At 66.4% G+C, this 18865-nt stretch carries 16 protein-coding genes and 6 tRNA genes; 12 read left to right on the top strand and 10 right to left on the bottom strand.

The annotated features are described in order from the left end of the window. Positions 1-59 precede the first annotated feature (59 nt). The 3 genes from L1080_RS08555 to L1080_RS08545 all read right to left on the bottom strand — a co-directional run bounded on the left by L1080_RS08555 (position 60) and on the right by L1080_RS08545 (position 2181). Positions 60-470: a TIGR02611 family protein gene (locus tag L1080_RS08555; protein ID WP_109335151.1), complete on the bottom strand. Its 411-nt coding sequence runs from the start codon at positions 468-470 to the stop codon at positions 60-62. A gap of 274 nt (positions 471-744) precedes the next feature. After that, positions 745-1947: an RtcB family protein gene (locus L1080_RS08550; protein WP_159926435.1), complete on the bottom strand. Its 1203-nt coding sequence runs from the start codon at positions 1945-1947 to the stop codon at positions 745-747. Positions 1948-2109: 162 nt separating this feature from the next. Then, positions 2110-2181: transfer RNA gene (locus L1080_RS08545), tRNA-Val, on the bottom strand. Positions 2182-2412: 231 nt separating this feature from the next. On the opposite strand from L1080_RS08545, the gene L1080_RS08540 reads away from it, so the two are divergent. From L1080_RS08540 to L1080_RS08520, 5 genes are all read left to right on the top strand, one after another. After that, positions 2413-2485, top strand: a tRNA-Gly gene (locus L1080_RS08540). Between the two features lie 24 nt (positions 2486-2509). After that, positions 2510-2580 (top strand) — tRNA-Cys (locus L1080_RS08535). Between the two features lies 1 nt (position 2581). Beyond that, positions 2582-2653: transfer RNA gene (locus L1080_RS08530), tRNA-Val, on the top strand. A gap of 71 nt (positions 2654-2724) precedes the next feature. Further along, a tRNA-Gly gene (locus tag L1080_RS08525) sits at positions 2725-2800 on the top strand. A gap of 15 nt (positions 2801-2815) precedes the next feature. Continuing rightward, positions 2816-2890 (top strand) — tRNA-Val (locus L1080_RS08520). Between the two features lie 75 nt (positions 2891-2965). On the opposite strand, the gene L1080_RS08515 is transcribed toward L1080_RS08520, so the two are convergent. Next, a complete protein-coding gene (locus tag L1080_RS08515; protein WP_159926433.1) occupies positions 2966-3454 on the bottom strand; it encodes a 2-isopropylmalate synthase in 489 nt (162 codons plus the stop codon). Positions 3455-3985: 531 nt separating this feature from the next. Between L1080_RS08515 and L1080_RS08510 the strand changes: the two genes are divergently transcribed. Beyond that, complete coding sequence (locus L1080_RS08510; RefSeq protein WP_250763691.1) at positions 3986-4516, top strand: GNAT family N-acetyltransferase; 531 nt, start codon at positions 3986-3988, stop codon at positions 4514-4516. A gap of 10 nt (positions 4517-4526) precedes the next feature. Here L1080_RS08510 and zapE read toward each other — a convergent pair whose 3' ends face one another. After that, positions 4527-5543 carry a cell division protein ZapE gene (gene zapE, locus L1080_RS08505; protein ID WP_109330598.1) on the bottom strand — a complete coding sequence of 339 codons (1017 nt, stop codon included), beginning with the start codon at positions 5541-5543 and terminating at the stop codon, positions 4527-4529. Between the two features lie 34 nt (positions 5544-5577). On the opposite strand from zapE, the gene L1080_RS08500 reads away from it, so the two are divergent. The 4 genes from L1080_RS08500 to msrB all read left to right on the top strand — a co-directional run bounded on the left by L1080_RS08500 (position 5578) and on the right by msrB (position 9809). After that, a complete protein-coding gene (locus tag L1080_RS08500; protein ID WP_250763694.1) occupies positions 5578-6366 on the top strand; it encodes a pyrimidine reductase family protein in 789 nt (262 codons plus the stop codon). A 23-nt stretch (positions 6367-6389) separates the two neighbouring features. Next, positions 6390-7955 carry an alpha/beta hydrolase gene (locus L1080_RS08495; RefSeq protein ID WP_201453473.1) on the top strand — a complete coding sequence of 522 codons (1566 nt, stop codon included), beginning with the start codon at positions 6390-6392 and terminating at the stop codon, positions 7953-7955. 72 nt (positions 7956-8027) lie between these two features. Beyond that, positions 8028-9317, top strand: coding sequence for a glycosyltransferase family 87 protein (locus L1080_RS08490; protein ID WP_250763697.1), 1290 nt, complete (start codon positions 8028-8030; stop codon positions 9315-9317). A gap of 54 nt (positions 9318-9371) precedes the next feature. After that, positions 9372-9809, top strand: a complete 438-nt coding sequence (msrB, locus tag L1080_RS08485; protein WP_159926427.1) for a peptide-methionine (R)-S-oxide reductase MsrB — start codon at positions 9372-9374, stop codon at positions 9807-9809. On the opposite strand, the gene L1080_RS08480 is transcribed toward msrB, so the two are convergent. From L1080_RS08480 to hemE, 4 genes are read right to left on the bottom strand one after another with little or no spacing between them, the layout of a single operon-like run. After that, on the bottom strand, positions 9769-12117 hold the full coding sequence (locus tag L1080_RS08480; protein ID WP_250763701.1) for a molybdopterin-dependent oxidoreductase: 2349 nt from the start codon (positions 12115-12117) through the stop codon (positions 9769-9771). The two genes, msrB and L1080_RS08480, sit on opposite strands and share 41 nt — an antisense overlap. Positions 12118-12132: 15 nt before the next feature. Next, positions 12133-12828, bottom strand: coding sequence for a hydrogen peroxide-dependent heme synthase (hemQ, locus tag L1080_RS08475; protein ID WP_159926425.1), 696 nt, complete (start codon positions 12826-12828; stop codon positions 12133-12135). Positions 12829-12832: 4 nt separating this feature from the next. After that, the gene (locus L1080_RS08470) at positions 12833-14194 is read right to left on the bottom strand and encodes a protoporphyrinogen oxidase (protein WP_250763703.1); all 1362 of its coding nucleotides are present in this window, start codon (positions 14192-14194) and stop codon (positions 12833-12835) included. After that, complete coding sequence (hemE, locus tag L1080_RS08465; RefSeq protein WP_250764973.1) at positions 14191-15258, bottom strand: uroporphyrinogen decarboxylase; 1068 nt, start codon at positions 15256-15258, stop codon at positions 14191-14193. The genes L1080_RS08470 and hemE overlap by 4 nt, the downstream gene beginning before the upstream one ends. 161 nt (positions 15259-15419) lie before the next feature. Here hemE and L1080_RS08460 point away from each other — a divergent pair, with 161 nt between their 5' ends. Beyond that, positions 15420-16013 (top strand): DUF3000 domain-containing protein, encoded by a 594-nt coding sequence (locus L1080_RS08460; protein ID WP_109330612.1) that lies wholly within the window; start codon positions 15420-15422, stop codon positions 16011-16013. A gap of 3 nt (positions 16014-16016) precedes the next feature. Here the strand turns inward: L1080_RS08460 and L1080_RS08455 are convergent, their stop codons facing one another. Beyond that, the gene (locus L1080_RS08455; RefSeq protein WP_159926419.1) at positions 16017-17264 is read right to left on the bottom strand and encodes an alpha/beta hydrolase; all 1248 of its coding nucleotides are present in this window, start codon (positions 17262-17264) and stop codon (positions 16017-16019) included. Between the two features lie 158 nt (positions 17265-17422). Here L1080_RS08455 and L1080_RS08450 point away from each other — a divergent pair, with 158 nt between their 5' ends. Continuing rightward, a complete protein-coding gene (locus tag L1080_RS08450) occupies positions 17423-18817 on the top strand; it encodes a WS/DGAT/MGAT family O-acyltransferase (RefSeq protein WP_159926417.1) in 1395 nt (464 codons plus the stop codon). Positions 18818-18865: the final 48 nt, after the last annotated feature.

Raw genomic sequence — 18865 nt, 5'->3', positions numbered from 1 at the left:
CATGAAGAATGTGCCAGCCCATGCTATCGGCCCAGCTGTGCTACCCAACCATGCGTCCGCTAGAGGGGGCTCTCCAGCCACGGGTAGTCGAGGCCGACCCACGTCCCGACCAGACCGAACGTTCCCAGTAACCACAGGGTGGCCAGCACGATCAAACCCGTCAGTACCGCGCCGGCACCCTTGACGAGCAGCGACTGCCGGGAGAACCAGTCCATGAACGCGTCGTACTTCGTCCGCGCGAAACGAAGCAGTCGATGAGCCCACTCGAACTCGGACGCCAGGATGCCGAGTCCGGCAAAAACGATCAGCCATCCAGGACCGGGATACGGAATTGCCAGCACGCCGGCGGCCAGCACCAAGGCGCCGATCACGCCGACGGCGATGCGGTAACCGAGGTTCAGACTCGGCTTGGCGGCGATCCGAGCGCGCCACCGCTTCCAGCGGCTCTCCGCCTCTTGGAACGGCGACAGGTCGGAATCCTCCGTGTCGACAGGGTCGGGACCCTCGGTGTCGACAGGGTCGGGACCCTCGGTGTCAATTGGGTCGGACCCCTCCGTGTCGGCCTTGTCGGCACGGTCGGCCTCGTCCGGCCGGACTTCCCCGGTGCTCACGATCTACCTGCCCCTCGTGTGTCGACCCAGTGTGAACGGCAATCCGTGACGAAGCAGGCACGGAGGCGCGAGTGAAACTGCCATCGTCCACCCTACCCAGTGCCCGCCGCACGGTCGCGCCGTCAGGTCCGGTCTAGCCCTTCACACACACGACCTGCCGCAGGTGTGCCACAACCTCGACCAAATCGGCCTGCGCATCGATCACCTGCTCGATGTCCTTGTACGCGGCCGGGATCTCGTCGATCACCCCTGCATCCTTACGCGACTCGACGCCGGACGTCTGACGCCTCAAGTCGTCGACCGTGAAACGCTTCTTCGCCTTCGTACGGCTCATGGTCCGACCGGCGCCGTGCGACGCGGAGTTGAAGGACAGTTCCGACCCCAGTCCGCGCACCACGTACGAACCGGTACCCATGGAACCGGGAATGAGACCGAGATCTCCCTTCCCTGCGCGAATAGCACCCTTGCGGGTCACGAGCATCGTCTCCCCGTCGACGACCTCCTCGGACACATAGTTGTGGTGACACGAGATCGGATCGTCGAAACGGACGGGCCGAGTCGGCAGAGCGTCCCGGAATGCCTGCATGATCAGGGCGAGCATGACGGCGCGGTTGCGGGCCGCGTACTCCTGGGCCCACGACAGGTCGTGGCGGTAGGCGTCCATCTCGGGTGTACCTGCGAGGAAGACCGCCAGATCACGATCGACCAGCCTCTGGTTGTGCTGCAACGTCCGCGCCACGGCGATGTGTCGCTCGGCCAGTTCCTTCCCGATGTTGCGGGATCCGGAGTGAAGCATGAGCCACACCTCGTCTGCGTCGGACAGACACACCTCGATGAAGTGATTCCCGCCGCCGAGCGTTCCGATCTGCTTCATCGCCTTCGATTCACGAGACTGGACGCCCGGGTGCAGATCGCGGAACTCCTGCCAGAAACGCGTCCATCCCTTGTGGACGCCGGCGCCGGACACCGAGAGGGCACCGGGGTCGAGTGACTTCTCGTGCATGGCGAACCCCACCGGAACCGCACGCTCGATGCGCGCGCGCAGCGACCGCAGACTGTCCGGTAGGTCGTCGGCGGTGACATCGGTCCTGACCGCTGTCATGCCGCAGCCGATGTCGACCCCCACGGCGGCAGGTGCGACAGCCTGACGCATCGCGATGACGGAGCCGACCGTCGCGCCCTTACCGACATGGACGTCGGGCATGACGCGGACACCGTGGACCCACGGCAGGTCTGCCATGGTGCGGAGCTGGGCAAGTGCGGCCGGCTCTATGGTCCGTTCTTCCGCCCACATCAAGGTCGGCGCGGCAGTGCCTTCGAGGGTGACGGGAAACATTCGACTTCGATCCTTCGACAGCGGCCACCACGGGTGCGGTTCGGCCTGCCCTGTCATTGTTCGCCGTTTCCGTGTACCCAGACAACCGAATATCGGCACGTGAGGGCACACACAGAAGAGGGCGTCTCCGAATTCCCGGAAACGCCCTCTTCATGTTCTCGGTGGTCCCGGCTGGGATCGAACCAGCGACCTCCCCGGTGTGAACGGGACGCTCTTCCACTGAGCCACGGGACCGAAGCACGCCACATGCTCGCGCTCGAACGAGTTGGAACATTAACACGACGGACCGGCCGAACGAAAATCACGTCGTGGTGATTCGCGGTCACCCGCACACACCACCGCTTTCTGGATGCGCCCCGAAGCCCGGCAGCACTCATGACCTGCAGATTTGTAACTAACAGGCATGGTCGGCTAATGTTCTCAACCGCACCACGGAGAACATTCTCCGCGAGTTACACGGTGCATGCGGACGTGGCGCAGCTGGTAGCGCACAACCTTGCCAAGGTTGGGGTCGCGGGTTCGAATCCCGTCGTCCGCTCGAGAGGTTGGACTCAACCTTCACGGTGGAGTGGCCGAGTGGTGAGGCAACGGCCTGCAAAGCCGTGCACACGGGTTCGATTCCCGTCTCCACCTCGCGCGATTAGCTCAGCGGGAGAGCGCTTCCCTGACACGGAAGAGGTCACTGGTTCAATCCCAGTATCGCGCACCGAGATAGATCGTAGGACTGTAGTACTTGCACGACAGTGAACTCCCCCGGACTCGGGGGTTTTCACGCATGCGGACGTGGCGCAGCTGGTAGCGCACAACCTTGCCAAGGTTGGGGTCGCGGGTTCGAATCCCGTCGTCCGCTCCATTTCTTCTTGATCTCGCGCGATTAGCTCAGCGGGAGAGCGCTTCCCTGACACGGAAGAGGTCACTGGTTCAATCCCAGTATCGCGCACCATCTCTTCGGTCCATCCGAAAAGACGTTCCCAGCGGTTCGGCCCCGGTCATACGACCGGGGCCGAACCGCGGTCTGTCACGCCGAGTGCACCCTGTTTGCGCCGGAAATCATCGCGCGCAGCGCCGACTCGGTGTCGGATTCACCGATTCCCATCGTCCACAATCGCACTCCCCGCGCCTCGCACCTCAGGAACGTTGCCGTGCGGTGCCCGATTCGATGCTGGTGGAAGGCGAGGATCTCGATCGAACATCCGGCGTCGTAGAGCATCGACGTCATCGCGGACACCGGGCCCGGCGCGAGTGCGCTCATCGTGCAGATCGATTCTCCGATACCCAAGGTGGCCTCGAAGACCCACTGGCCTGGGGCGGCTTTCTTCTCGGACCATCGACCGAGACGGAACGGGCCGGACATCGGCGCATACAGGCTCTCGAACGCGGTCCAGCTCATCCCGGCCGCCTCGTCCGCGAATTCGCGGGGGAGCGGCTTTCCGTGACGCGTCGCGAAGGGATCGGCGGCGCTGCTCGACGTGTGACAAGTTGCGGCAAACGAAGTGGAGGTGCTCATTCTCGTGGTCTTCCTGAAAGTGAAGGGAGGACCAACGCGTAGCTCAACGACCCGCAGCGAGGGGTCGGTCCGTATCAGACCCCGCTACGGCGGAGAACTACGAGAATGCGCTGCATGGGAAGACACTCTAGGCGAGGACCGTCCCGAAGGACAACCTGCCACCTCATCGAGGAGTTCGGCTGCATATCTTCCCGGTGACGAAATCGTTATCCACGGGCCTGGAACGTGAGGAAATCCTCATGTATCGTCGAACGTGCCATCCACCCCCCCGATGGCAATGAGCCCCAGCCATGACCCCCCATCCAAGGCTGGGGCTCAGTCTTGTTCCGGGTCTCCTCCGTCGAACAAAGTCCCGCTCACCGACTCGGGCTGTCATTCCTCCTTGCGCCGGACTCTGCGCAGTCGACAACGAAGCATCGCATACGGTCGGTTTCACACGCCGCACAGGGCGTGGCAGATTGCGGTGAGGACGCAGCTGCGGGACAGTACGCACATAATGGTGAAGAACAGGAAAGACGCGGTGACTGAACGGTGACGGTCGAAATAAATTCCGCGGGGATATGGGACTCCGAGGCGATCGCCGACGTAGCGGCGGCGACGTTTCCGCTCGCCTGCCCACCTGGCGCCACCCAGGACGACATCGCCACCTTCATCGATGATGTGCTGTCGGCCGAACGGTTTTCCGAGTACCTCACCGACCCGCGCCGAACCGTGCTCAAGGTGACCCACGAAGGCGCCATCGTCGGCTATGCAATGTTGATCGACGGCGAACCTGCAGATCCCGAGGTGGCCCGGAGCGTGTCACTGCGTCCGGTCACCGAGATCAGCAAGCTGTATGTGCTGCCGGGCAACCACGGCACCGGAGTCGCGTCCGCGCTGATGAACGCCATCGTCGAGCGCGCCGTCGCCGGGGATTGCGCGGGACTGTGGCTCGGAGTCAATCAGGAGAACCTGCGCGCCCAGCGTTTCTACGAGAAGCACGGCTTCGAGACCGTCGGGACGAAGACCTTCCTGGTGGGGTCACAGCTACACCACGATTTCGTGATGCGGCGGGCCCTCTGAGCCTGCCGGCTCAGTTCGCGGCTACCTCGAAGCGCGACAACGCGAGGAGCCGTGAGGTGGCGCGGAGATACTTCTTGCGGTACCCGCCGGCGAGCATCTCGGGCGTGAAGATGGAGTCGAGCTTCGCGCCCGCCACCGTGACCGGGATGCTGGCGTCGTACAGGCGGTCCGCGAGAACCACGAGCCGCAGAGCCACCGACTGGTCGTCGGCCGGATGGACACCGTCCAGGAACACTGCCGGGATGCCCTCGACCAGCTTGTTGTATCGCGACGGGTGCAGGGTGCTCAGGTGGGCACACAGCGCATCGAAGTCGTCGAGTGTGGCACCGGGGATGGCGTCGGCACGCTCGAGGAGCTCCTCCGAGGAGATCGGGTCGGGCGCCGGCGGCAGGTCGCGATGCCGGTAGTCGGGGCCATCCACCCGGATGGTCTCGAAGATCGAGCCCAGTTTCTTGATCTCCCGCAGGAAGTCCTGCGCTGCGAAGCGCCCCTCACCGAGCTGGCCGGGAAGGGTGTTCGACGTCGCGACGATGGATACACCACGCGCGGACAGCTCGGACAGCAACCGGGACACGAGCATGGTGTCACCCGGATCGTCGAGTTCGAACTCGTCGATGCAGAGGACACTGTGGTCGGAAAGCTGCTCGACCGCCTTGTTGAACCCCAGCGCGCCGACCACGTGGGTCAGCTCGACGAAGGTGCCGAATGCCTTCGGCGACGGGACGCTGTGGTAAATCGACGCGAGCAGGTGGGTCTTGCCGACGCCGAACCCACCGTCGAGGTAGAGACCGGCGCCGGTGGACGGCGTCTTCTTCCCGAAGAGGCCACGTCGGCCGCCGCTGCGGATCTTGCCGACCTTCTTCGAGAACTCCTCGGCCTTCTGCACAGCCACGGCCTGGCTGGGCTCGGCGGGGTCGGGGATGTACGACGCGAAGCTCACCTCGTCGAACATGGCCGGGGGCACCATTTGAGCTACCAACTGATCAGCCGGCACCACGGGGCTGCGATCGACAAGACGTGCATGCATACAAGCAGGGTATCCACGTGTTGTGATCACTAACATGCAGCGTGTACATTTTGCGACCTACCTCACATCGGACTCCGGGCAGCCGGGCACGGATACCGGTGAAGTGACCGGGGACGCCTTGCGGGAGCTGTATGCGTACCCGGTGGAGATGCCGCGACCGTGGGTGCGGGCGAATTTCGTGTGCAGCATCGACGGAGCCGTCTCTGTCGGCGGTGTGAGCGGAACGCTGGGAACGCCCGCCGACAAGAAGGTGTTCGACACCCTTCGGGAGGCGGCCGACGTCGTCCTGGTGGGAGCAGGAACCGTCCGCGCCGAAAACTACGGTGGCGTGCGAATCGACGCAGACGGCAGGCAACGCCGTATCGCATCGGGATTGTCCGCCGTCCCGCCGATTGCGGTCGTCTCGGCACGGGCACACCTCGACGCCGACGCCCGACTGTTCACCGACACCGAGGTCGCGCCCATCGTGATCACCTGCGCCGCCGCCGATCCGGTTCGGGTGGCTGCCCTCGCCGAGGCCGGTGCTCACGTCGTTCGCACCGGCGGTTCGGAGATCACAGGTCCTGAGGTGATCGCCGCAGTGGAGGGACTGGGACTGCGCAGAATTCTCTGTGAGGGCGGGCCGAGCCTGTTCGGACAGCTCGTGGCCGACGACCTCGTCGACGAACTCTGCCTCACCACGGCACCCGTCCTGGTGGGCGGAACCGCCGGGCGCATCGCCACCTCCCCCCACGTCGCCACGGTCTCGATGACACCTGCGCACGTCCTCGCCGACACCGACGGCACGGTTCTGACACGCTGGGTGCGGCTTCCCCGCCCGTGAAGGAACCTGGCAGGCTGTCCGGCATGCGCAGATTGGGGTTGCTCGCACTGGTTCTCGTGGTGTGCAGTGCGTGTGGAGCCGGACCGTCGAACCGGCCGCACGTCGCCGTCGAACGCGAGGGTGGCGGCAGCGAACCCACCCCGACAGAATCCCAGAACGCCGACGCTCCACCGCCCCAGTTGCAGGTTCCGAAGACGGACCTCACGTGGACGGACTGCACCCAGGGCACCCTCGAAACGCTGGGCCCCGGAGTGGTGGCGCCTTCGGGTCTGATCTTCGAGTGCGCGTCGTACGAATCGGCCGTCGACGAGAGCGGAGTCCTTCCCGGATCGTTCACAATGGGCGCGATGCGGGCGCGACTCGCGGACACCCCGGCAAACGCTGCCCCCCTCGTCCTGACGTCCGGGTCGGACCGGTCGTCGACGTCGACGCTCGCCGCGCTGAGCACGGGAGGGTTGGCGACTCTGCTCTCGACGCGTCCGGTTGTCGCCGTCGATCGCCGCGGAATCGCGTCGTCACAGAAGATCGAATGCCTTTCGCCGCCGACCTCCGACCTTCGGCGCAGGCTGGCCGACCTGGGACAATTCGATCCGGGTGCCGGCGACCAGGTCGACAAGGTGGCCGCTCTCGGGCGAGATGCCACCATCGCCTGCACCGATTACCTGCAACCGCAAGAACTCGCCTTCGACAGCACCCACGCCGCAGATGACATCGAAACGCTGCGTCGCACGTGGGAGGTCGACTCCCTCGGGATACTGGCCACCGGAAACGGGAGCGCCGTTGCATTGAGCTACGCCGCCGAATACCCGGGACGGGTCGGCCGGCTCGTCCTCGACTCCCCCGCGGTGACCACCGTGGACGCCGCGACCGTCACCGAGCAGCAGGTGGCCGGCCAGGAAGCGGCGTTCGACGCCTTCGCCCGGCAGTGCACCGCACTGAACTGTTCCCTCGGCCCCGACCCGCGGGCTGCGGTCACCGCAGCCGTTGCCGCGGCCGCGGCCGGTCGGATCCCCGGGGTGTCGTCGAATGCGCTGCTCACAGCGATTTCGGGGGTGCTGGGCACGGCCGGAGGTGACCAGCAGGGCCGGGTACGCATGTTGTCCGACGCCGTGTCGGCCGCCACCGCCGGCAACACCGCGCCGCTGCTGGCCCTCGCAGCGCAGGCGGAGGCGGCCTACGAGTCCGACGGCCAGTTCATCACCCGGTGCACGGACGGGCAGCAGTGGCCTGCCCCGGACCGCGTGCGCCAACTCCAGCGCGTGTGGGGTGAGCAGTTCCCGTTGTTCGGCCCCGATGCGGCCGTGGGCCTCCTGCTGTGCACGTCGTGGCCTGCGACTGCACCGCCCGCGCTCCCCGGTGACCTCTCGATGCCCGTGCTCGTACTCAGCGGCGCGGCCGACCCCGTCGTCGGCAACGCCGGCGTCGGCACCGTCACCGGAGCAGTGGGCAGCGCGGGCGCCACCACCGCCACCCTGACGTGGCACGGCCGGGGTCACCCGGCCACCCACTCGGACTGTGCGCAGAAGGCCATCGTCTCGTATCTCGCCGACGGAACACTGCCACCCGACGGCAGCGCCTGCCCCGCCTAGACGGTGACCGGGCCCGACACCCGCAGGGGGTGCGTGACCGCACGTCACGGCTAGCCGGTGTACCGTGCCGTGGTGTTCCTTCGACATCTCGAACCGCGCACCGGGCGGACTCCTCACGAGGTCATCAACTTCGCGTTGTGGCCGATCGCCGTCATGACCGTGCTGCATCGAGTGGTTGTCAAGGCGGTCAACGGCTACATCACCGACGACTTCCGGCCGGTCTACAACGCCGCCCTGGCGTTCCTCAACCGCCGCCCCGTCTACACCGCCAACTTCGACTGGGTGGACCCGCACTACCTGTATCCGCCGTCCGGAACGCTGCTGATGGCACCGATCGCGATCATCGATCCCGAGAAGTCGCGGTGGCTCTTCATCCTGGCCAACACGATCGCCATCGTCATCGCGTTGTACCTGCTGTTGCGGTTGTTCGGCCTCGGCCTGAACTCGATCGCCGCCCCGATCCTTCTCTTCGCGACGTTTTCGTCGGAAACCGTCACGAACACGCTGGTCTTCACCAACATCAACGGTCTGGTGCTGCTCGGGGAGATCGCGTTCCTGGTGCTGCTCATGAAGCGAAGGGACATGTGGTCCGGCGTCGCCATCGGCCTGACGTTCGCGGTGAAACCGATTCTGGCGCCACTTCTCTTACTTCCTCTCGTCCGCGGGCAGTGGAAAGTGTTCGTCACCGCCCTCGGCATCCCCCTCGTCCTCACCGCCGTAGCGTGGCCGCTGTCGGCGGATCCGATGGACTTCGTTCATCACACCGTTCCGTACCTGATGGAGTCGCGCGACTACTTCAACAGCGCGATCGTAGGCAACGGCAGGTACTACGGTCTCCCGACGTGGATGATTTTCACGCTCCGTGGAATTTTCGCCGCACTGGTGGCGGGGTCCCTGTGGCTGCTGTACCGCTACTACCGGCACGACGAACTGTTCTTCGTGGTGACCACGTCCGGTGTCCTGCTGACCGCGTCCTGGCTGCTCGGTTCGCTGGGCCAGATGTACTACTCGATGATGCTGTTCCCGCTCGTCATGTCGGTGGTACTGAAGAACTCGGTGATGCGAAATTGGCCCGCGTGGCTGGCGGTGTACGGGTTCCTCAGTTACGACAGTTGGTTGTCGGGACGGTTCGTCGAGGCAGGCCGCACCGCCGAATACATGAAGACCACCCTCGGGTGGAGTCTGCTGTTGATCGTCATCTTCGGGGTGCTCGCAGTCCGCTACCTCACCGCGAAGCGTGAGGGTCGGCTGGACCAGGGCATCGATCCGGCGTTCCTCCTCGAACCTCGCCCGAAGACCCCGTCGACGGAACCCGAGCTCGAACCGGAACCGGAACCGGAGTCGGCTGTCGCCAAGTCGTAGCCGTCTCGCCGCGCGCTGCGGACCCGCGAACGCGAAACGTATTAGCGTGGAGCCATGAGTTCGCAGCAGAAGGATCCCACCCAGTCCGCACCGAAGGTCGTCCTCTCCGACAGTGAATGGCGGGAGAAGCTGACGCCCGAGGAATACGCGGTACTGCGGCAGGCCGGAACCGAACGTCCCTACGTGGGTAAATACACCGACACGACAACCGAGGGTGTGTACCACTGCCGGGCATGTGGCGCGGAGTTGTTCCGCAGTACCGAGAAATTCGAATCCCATTGCGGGTGGCCGTCGTTCTTCGACCCCGCCGATTCCGATGCCGTCATTCTCCGCGAGGACACCTCGCTGGGGATGCGTCGCGTCGAGGTTATCTGCAAGACGTGCCACAGCCATCTCGGTCACGTCTTCGAAGGAGAGGGCTACCCCACCCCGACCGACCAGCGTTACTGCATCAACTCCATTTCGCTGGTCCTCGAGCCGACCGAGAAGTGATCATCGGCGGGTCGAAGGCGCGAATCGGCGGCAGCTTGTCCAGATAGCGTTCGATCTGCACCAGCACGTGCTGGCCCGTGCAGCCGCGGGACAGTGACGAACTGCCCACGTCCGCGGTCAACACGTTCGGGTTACCGTGCACGCACAGCGACTGCGGGTCGGTGGGGTCGAGCGGGTCGTACCAGGCACCCGTCGACAACTGCACCACGCCTCGCCGGACACCGTCGTCCACCACGACACCGGCGAGGCAGGAGCCGCGATCGTTGTAGACCCGGACGACGTCACCGGCGACGACGCCGCGAGCCGCGGCATCGTCGGGGTGAATCCGGAGCGGTTCGCGGCCCTTGATCTTCGATTCCCGGCTGGTCGCGCCGTGATCAAGTTGGCTGTGCAGCCGACTCCGCGGTTGATTGGCGATCAGGTGCAGCGGATACTGCTGTGCTCGATCGCCACCGAGCCATTCCTCCGGCTCGTACCAGCGTGGATGGCCGGCGCAGTCCGCGTAACCGAAGCTGTCGATGTCTGCCGAGAAGATCTCGATGCGACCGCTGGGTGTCGCGAGCGGGTGCGTGGCCGGGTCGGCACGGAAATCGCCGAACAGCACGAGGTCGTCTTCGGTGCGCATCCGCACCTGCCCGTCTGTCCAGAAGTCGTCGAAGCTCGGCGCCGGGCCGCCGTCCGCCCGGACGAATCCGCGCCATTGTTCGTAGAGGTGCTCGAGCCATTGCTGCGACGAGCGTCCTTCGGTGAACTTCTCGCCGGCACCCAACCTGCGGGCGAGCGCGCTGAAGGTGTCGTAATCGTCCTGGGCATCGGCGTACGGGTGCACTGCGGCGTGCATGGCGACGAGCAGCGGGTCGTTGCGGGTGCAGCTGATGTCGTCCCGCTCGAGCGACGTGGTGGACGGCACCACGATGTCGGCGTGCCGTGCCATCGGGGTCCAGTACGGCTCGTGGACCACGATCGTCTCGGGGCGTGCCAGGGCCCGCCTGAGCCGGCCGAGATCCTGATGGTGGTGAAACGGGTTGCCCCCAGCCCAGTACAGCATCCGGATATCCGGATAGGTCAGCCGCTGACCGTCGTAGTCGAAGGGTGCTCCCGGATTCAGGAGCATGTCCGAGACCGCCGCCACCGGGATGAAGTCCGGGACCGGGTTGAGTCCCTGCGGCAGGGTGGGCAGGGGGTACGGCACGGGTGCGAGGCCCGGCTCGTTCATCGAACCGTAGCCATGGCCGAAGCCCCCGCCGGGCAGACCGACCTGTCCGAGCATCGCGGCAAGAGTGACGCCCATCCACGGCGCCTGCTCCCCGTGCCGCACGCGCTGCAACGACCACGTGACGGTCACCATGGTCCGGCCCGCCGCCATCCGTCGCGCCAGTACCACCAGTTCGTCCGCGGCGATTCCCGAAATCTGCTCCGCCCACGCCGGCGATTTGGGCACTCCGTCGGAACGTCCGAGCAGGTACTCCTCGAAACGGTCGTAACCGACGCAATGGCTTGCCAGGAAGGCCGTGTCGTGCAGGCCTTCCGTCGCCAGAACATAGGCGAGGGCGAGCATGATGGCGACATCGGTGCCGGGGACGGGTGCGTGCCGTTCCGCGGCACCGTGGAGGTCGTCACGCAGCGGACTGAAGGACACGATGCAGCCACCGCGACGCCGGAGCGCGTCCAGCGCGCCTCGTGTCGGGTGGTCGCTCGTGCCGCCGTGATTCACTCCGGTGTTCTTCAGCGGGACACCGCCGAAGCACACCAGAAGTTCGGTGTGCTCGGCGATGACCTCCCAGGACGTCGACCGCGCGAACAACTTCCAGTGCGTACCGACGACGCGGGGCATGATCACGCCCGTCGCACCGAGTGAATAACTGTGGACGGACCGTGTGTAGCCACCGAGCGAGTTGAGGAACCGGTGCACCTGACTCTGCGCGTGGTGGAACCGCCCGGCGCTGGCCCATCCGTAGGAGCCGCCGAAGATCGCGCTGTTGCCGTACGTGTCGATCACTCGGCGCAGTTCGCCCGAGAGGCGCTCCGTCAGCTCTTCCCAATCGACGGACACGAACTCGTCCGAGCCTCGGGCACTGCTGGAGCCGGGTCCGTTCTCGAGCCAGCCGCGCCGCACGGCAGGGCCGGTGATGCGGGCCTTGTTGCGGACCGAACCGGCGATGTTGCCCATCGCCGGCGACGGGTCCGAGTCACCCGAATACGGGTGAACCGCGACGACCTCGCCGTCCGACACCTCGGCCTCGAACATCCCCCAATGGGACATGTGCTGGTAGCGGACCCCGCGGTCCGCCTCGTCGACGTCACTCATGGATGGTGCGGTAAATCACGGAAGAGCCGTGACGAGCTTCTCCACATCCACCCGGGGACCGGTGAAGAACGGTACTTCCTCCCGGACGTGCAGGCGTGCCTCGGTGGCCCGGAGATCGCGCATGAGATCGACGATGCGGTACAGCTCGGGCGCCTCGAACGCGAGGATCCACTCGTAGTCCCCCAACGCGAACGAGGGCACGGTGTTGGCGCGGACGTCCTTGTAGGCGCGGGCGGCCATGCCGTGGTCGGCGAGCATCTTGCGGCGCTCGTCGTCCGGCAGGAGGTACCACTCGTAGGACCGCACGAACGGGTACACGCAGATGTAGTTGCCCGGGTCCTCCCCCGCGAGGAAGGCGGGGATGTGGCTCTTGTTGAACTCGGCAGGGCGGTGGCAGGCCACATTGCTCCACACGGGTGCGCTCGCCCGCCCGAGCGCGGTGGTGCGCCGGAAGTCGGAGTACGTGGCCTGCAGCGCCTCGATGCTCGGCGAATGGGTCCAGATCATGAAGTCCGCATCGGCGCGAAGACCGGCCACGTCGTAGAGTCCGCGGACGACGACCCCCTTCTCCGCCTGAGCCTCGAAGAAAATCCGAGCCTCCTTGATCACAGCTTCCCGGTCGTCCCCGAGAACACCGGGTTCCACCTGGAACACGGAGAACATCAGGTAGCGGATTTCAGAGTTCAATGCGTCGAAGTCGAGGCGTGCCATGGGTCTATCGTGCCACTCGCTCGGCGAGGCGTGTAGCCGCCGTCGTCGCAGAGGCGACACAGGCGGGAACACCCACCCCGTGGAGCAACGCGCCGGACACCTCGACACCGTCCAGACCTGCGATGTCGCGCTCGATCTCGGCTACCCGGTCGAGGTGCCCGGGGCCGTACTGCGGCAATCCGCCGTACCACCGCTGGACCCGTGCCGCCACCGGTTCGTCCGTTACTCCGGTGACCGTACCGAGGTCGCGTCGCGCCGCCGCGACGAGATCCGTGTCGGGCGCATCGACGATGCCGGCGTCGCCGAACCTGCCGAACGACGCGCGGACCACTGCCACGTCCCGACCGGCGAGATGGGGCCATTTCCGGCTCGACAGCGTGAAGGCCTTGGCGGCGAGCGACGCGTCGGTTGCGACGAGGATTCCCGAGTTCTGCGGTAGGTCCGCCGCGGCGGGAAGAGCCAACGCCACAACAGCAGAGGAGGCGAGGGGAATGCGCCCGGCGGCCGCAGCCGCACCAGGCGCGATCTCGGCGAGCAGGTCCGCCAGTTGCGGTGCGGGTACGGCGAGGACGATGCCGTCCACGGGGCCGACCGGATCGGCCGACCAGCCGTCGGACTCGCGGGTGATGGTCCGTATCTGTTCGTGGACGACGTGCGCGCGTGCGGCGGCGGCGAGCGCGTCGAGGAGAACGCCGTAGCCGTCGCGCAATGCCCCGAAGACCGGCCCGGCGGAGGGCGGAGGAAGCGCCTCCGCTACGGCGGCAGACAGGCTTGCCGCTCCGCGATCGAGGGCGGCAGCAAGGGTGGGTAGGGCGGCCCGCACTCCGATCGTGTCCGCAAGACCCGAATACACGCCGCCGAGCAGCGGATCGACCGAGCGCCGCACGACCTGCTCCCCGAACCGCTCGCCCACCAGCGAGCCCACCGCGACGTCGGAGCCGGGAACCCAGCGCAGGGGCAGCTCCGACTCCTCCTCGATCCGGGCGAGTGTCCTATCGTCGACCAGTCCGGCGAGATCTTCGGGCCGGGCGGGGATGCCCATGAGCGTGTTCTGCGGCAACGGGTGCAGCGAATCCTGGGACCAGATGAGCGGACGCAGGCCCGCCGGATGCACAAGTTGCTCGGTCAGGCCCAATTCGGTCAGTAGCGCAGGCACCTCAGGGCGTCGTGCGATGAAGGCCTCGGCCCCCAGATCGAGGGGCTCCCCCGCCAGCAGGTCCGTGCGCAGCTTGCCGCCGAGTCGCCCGGCACCCTCCGCGAGGGTGATGCGCGCTTCGTCGCCCAATTGCTGACGCAGGCGGTACGCCGCGACCAGGCCGGAGATGCCGCCGCCGACCACGAGCACATTCGGCGACGACACCGTCACAGCGAGTGCACCAACTCGACGACGGCGGTGAGGACTCCCGGGTCGGTGTCGGGCAGAACGCCGTGACCGAGGTTGAAGATGTGACCGGTCGTACCGGATGCCATCGCGGCATCGGCGTCCGCCACGATCCGGCGGACTTGCTTCTCGACGGCCGCCGGTCCGGCGAACAGCACCGAGGGATCGAGGTTGCCCTGCAGCGCCTTACCCGGGCCGACGCGACGGGCCGCGACGTCCAGGGGAATCCGCCAGTCGACGCCTACCACGTCGGCACCCGCTTCCCCCATCGCACCGAGCAGTTCGCCGGTACCCACACCGAAGTGGATTCGAGGAACTCCGGCGCTCTGAATCTCGGCGAACACTCGTTCCGAGTGGGGCAGGACGAACTCGCGGTACTCCGCCAGGGACAGTGCGCCCGCCCACGAGTCGAACAGCTGGACCGCGTCAACCCCGGCGCGCAACTGGGCCTGCAGGAACGTGATCGTGGTGTCGGCCAGGGTGCTCAGTAGTGCGTGCCACGTCTTCGGGTCGGAGTGCATGAGCGCCTTGGTGCGCTCGTGGTTGCGGCTGGGGCCGCCCTCGACCAGATACGACGCGAGGGTGAAGGGGGCACCCGCGAAGCCGATCAACGGGGTCGAGCCGAGTTCGACCGTGAGCAGCCGGACTGCCTCGGCCACCGCGCCTACCTCCTCGGGGACGAGCCGTGGCAGCGCTGCCACGTCCCCGATCGATCGAACCGGGTTGGCCACCACGGGCCCCGTTCCCGCCACGATGTCCAGGTCGATACCGGCCGCTTTGAGCGGCACGACGATGTCGGAGAAGAGAATCGCGGCATCGACACCGTGGCGGCGCACCGGCTGCATGGTGATCTCACTGACCAGCGCAGGGTCGAAGCACGACTCGAGCATTCCGATGCCCGCCCTGATCTTGCGGTACTCGGGCAGCGAGCGCCCCGCCTGCCGCATGAACCAGACCGGACGGTGGCTCGGCGTGCGACCGTTCGCGGCCGCGAGGAACGGTGCGTCGGGAAGCACCCTCCTCGAGGTGAACGTGGCCCGCTCGGCCATGCCTGCATTCGTGCTTTCCAACCCGCTCATCGGTCCTCACGCTCTCTGCCGGCTCGTATTTCGGCAGCTCTCATGCTGCCATGTCCTCGCGCCGTCGCCGATCGGCCCTGCTCGGCGCGCCTCCGACGAGATGCGAACGTCCGGGTCTAACGTCCCGAGCTGTGACGACTTCGGGATCGCGCGCCGAACCCGCCGAGTTCCGCGCCGCCGTCGATGCGATGAACTCCGCGCAGGTTCGTGCGGACATCGAGCTGGGCCCCATCCGGCCCCCTCAGCGACTGGCGCCGTTCAGCTACGCCGTCGGCGCGGAAGTCGTGCACGAGGACACCGGTGTCGTTGCCGAACAGAGCGAAGGCGACGCGTTCGGCAGGCTGATCCTCCTCTACGACCCGGAGGGCGACGAGGCCTGGAACGGCACGATGCGGCTGGTCGCCTACATTCAGGCCGACCTCGATGCCGCTGTCGCGGCGGACCCGCTGCTTCCCGAGGTCGCGTGGAGCTGGCTGGTCGATGCCCTCGAGTCGCGTTCGGAACCACTCACTGCGCTCGGTGGCACGGTCACCGCCACCACGTCCGTCCGCTACGGCGACATCGCCGGACCACCACACGCACACCAATTGGAACTCCGCGCGTCGTGGACCGCGACGTCCGTCGAACTCGCCGCCCACGTCGAGGCGTTCTGCGAGGTGCTGGCCTACGCCGCGGGCCTGCCGCCGGCCGGTGTCGCCCAGCTCAAGACACAGAACGGCGATTAGCCGTTACGCGGGTTCCTCAGCCGCTGGAACGTCGGTGGTGGCGCTCCGCGACCATTCCAGGAACCGCCCGACCGCCTGGGTCACCGAGATGCTGCGAATCGACGGAAAGACGTCGAAGGCGTGCTGGGCTCCCCGCAGTTCGGCGTAGGCGACAGGATTGCGGGACATCTTGCGTAACTCGTCGACGAAGAACCGTGCCTCCGCGACCGGCACGAGGGAGTCGCTCGCGCCGTGGATGACGAAGAACGGCGGCGCGTCGGCCCGCACCTGCGCCAACGGTGACGCGGCCCGGTAGTCGTCGGGGAACGTGGCGTGCCTGCCGAGGATCAACGGCATCAGTCCGGAGTGGACACGCTGCAGGACGGCCCTGATCCCGGAGTCACCGGCGAAGTCGTAGACGCCGTAATACGGGACGCACGCGTGTACGGAAGTGTCGGCGTCCTCGAAACCGGGCTGAAACCGTGGGTCGTTGGCGGTGAGACCCACCATGGCAGCCAGGTGACCGCCCGCGGACCCACCCGTGACAGCGATGAAGTCGGGGTTGCCGCCGTAGTTCTCGATATTCTTCCTCATCCAGGCCAGCGCTTGCTTGATCGCGACAAGGTGTTCGGGCCACTTGGCCCGCGGCGAGAGCGGATAGTTCACCGCAACGCACACCCATCCGCGCGACGCCATCTCGAACATCAGCGGCAGACCCTGCTGGTCCTTGTTGCCGATGACCCACCCGCCGCCGTGGATCTGCAGCAGGATGGGGCTGCTCGCCGGGCGGTCCTTGTGGTGGTAGATGTCGAGTTGCGCACGACGACCGCCGGGGCCGTACGCGAGGTTGCGGATGCGGGTGACGTCTTCGTTGGCCATCCGGAACGGATTGAGGAGTTGACGCCATACCGGCCGTCCCGAACGTTCGATGGCGTCGTCGCGATCGGTGTAGTTTTCGCCGAGCGCCTCGACCAGCGCGCTTTCGGCTTCCTCACCTGCTCCACGGCCGGTGGCGATCGCGGCGGCCAGTCCGCTCATCGAGGCGATTGCGAGTGCGACCCCGATGCGGTCGGTGCGCGAACGGAGTCCGTGTCGCGCGACGTGGACGGCCGTGTCCGCAGCAGTCGCCGCGAGGAGGTGCGGCGCCAATTCGGTGGTGAGCCATCCGGAGAAGAAGGCGAACACCGACGTCGGTGCGCCGGGCAGGGGACGCAGCGCGTTGGCGGCGAGCGCGGCCCCCACGCCGTGCCGGAGAAGGAAGCCTCGAGTCATCCCGACATCGTAGAACATGTTCTATCGATCGACGTCAGGCGCGAGCGAGCACCGAGCTGAACAGATGACTGCGCACCTCCATCCCGTCCGGAGGCCGCCCATCTCGCATTCTTTCCTTTCCATGGACCGTTTACTAGAACGTGTTCTACTATTTGAAGATGCAGCGACTCAGCGGGCTCGATGCCTCCTTCCTGTACCTCGAAACCTCGACGCAGCTCCTCCACGTCTGCGGGCTCATCGTGCTCGATACGTCGACGGTCCCCGGCGGCTACTCCTACGGCCGGCTGAAGGAGGAACTCGGCATCCGGACCGAAGCCATCCCGTCGTTCCGGCGGAAGCTGCAGGATTCGCGCTTCAATCTGGATCACCCCGTCTGGGTGGACGACGCCGATTTCGACATCGACCGGCACTGCCATCGGGTGGCCGTTCCCGCCCCCGGCGGACGGGAGGAGCTCGCCGAACTATGCGGGAACATTGCAGGGCAACCCCTCGATCGCGCACGGCCACTGTGGGAGATGTGGGTCATCGAGGGCCTGGACGACGGGTCCGTCGCGGTGATGTCCAAGATGCATCACGCAGGAGTCGACGGAGTTACCGGCGCGAGCATGATCGCCCAGCTGTGCGGCCTCGAACCCGATTCGCCGAGGCCCGATCCCGCAGACTCCGCCCAGGGCGCCGGCGGGGCCAGCTCACTCGAGATCGCCGTCGGTGGATTGCTGTCCGTCGCGTCACGGCCGGTGAAGCTGTTGCAGATCATTCCCCGGAGCGTCGGCCTGCTCCCCCGCTGGATCGACCGTGCACGGCGTGGAGACGCGATGCCCGCGCCGTTCACCGCGCCCCGAACTTCGCTCAACGGCACGCTGACCAGCCACCGCACCATTGCCTTCACCCAGCTCGATTTCGACCTCGTCAAGCAGGTGAAGAACGCCTTCGGGGTCAAGGTGAACGACGTGGTCCTCGCCCTCTGCTCGGGAGCACTGCGGACCTACCTCGATATGCGTCGGGAACTACCCGACAAGTCGCTGGTCGCCATCGTGCCCGTGTCGGTGCGCGGCAAGTCGGACCGACCCGGGACCAATCAGGTGAGCGGGATGTTCACCGAGCTGGGCAGCGATATCGAGGATCCGGTGGAACGACTGCTCGCCATCGCCGAGCACAACTCCACGTCGAAAGAGCACAACGAGACGTTGGGCGCGACCCTCCTGCAGGACTGGTCCCAGTTCATCGGGCAATCCGTGTTCGGAGCTGCCATGCGCCTGTACTCGACACTCGGACTGGCCGAACGCCATCCCGTCGTGCACAACCTGGTGATCTCGAACGTGCCGGGACCAACAGATCCGCTCTACTTCCTGGGCGCCCTGATCAAGGCGATGTATCCGATGGGACCGATCTTCCACGGGGCCGGCCTCAATGTGACGGTGATGTCCCTGAACGGGCAACTCGACATCGGCTTGATGAGCTGCCCGGAGCTCGCTCCACAGCTCTGGGACCTTGCCGACGCCTTCCCCGACGCTCTGGACGAACTCGCCAAGGCCGCGGCCACCCGTGCCTGACACCGCCGAATCGCTGCAGGACCCGGGCGGCGACGTAGAGTCAGGTCT

Origin of the sequence: Rhodococcus sp. MSC1_016 (assembly GCF_023667485.2) — a bacterium.
Lineage (GTDB): Bacteria > Actinomycetota > Actinomycetes > Mycobacteriales > Mycobacteriaceae > Rhodococcus_F > Rhodococcus_F oxybenzonivorans.
The sequence above is the reverse complement of the archived record's forward strand: the minus strand, read 5'-3'. Positions and strand labels throughout refer to the sequence as shown.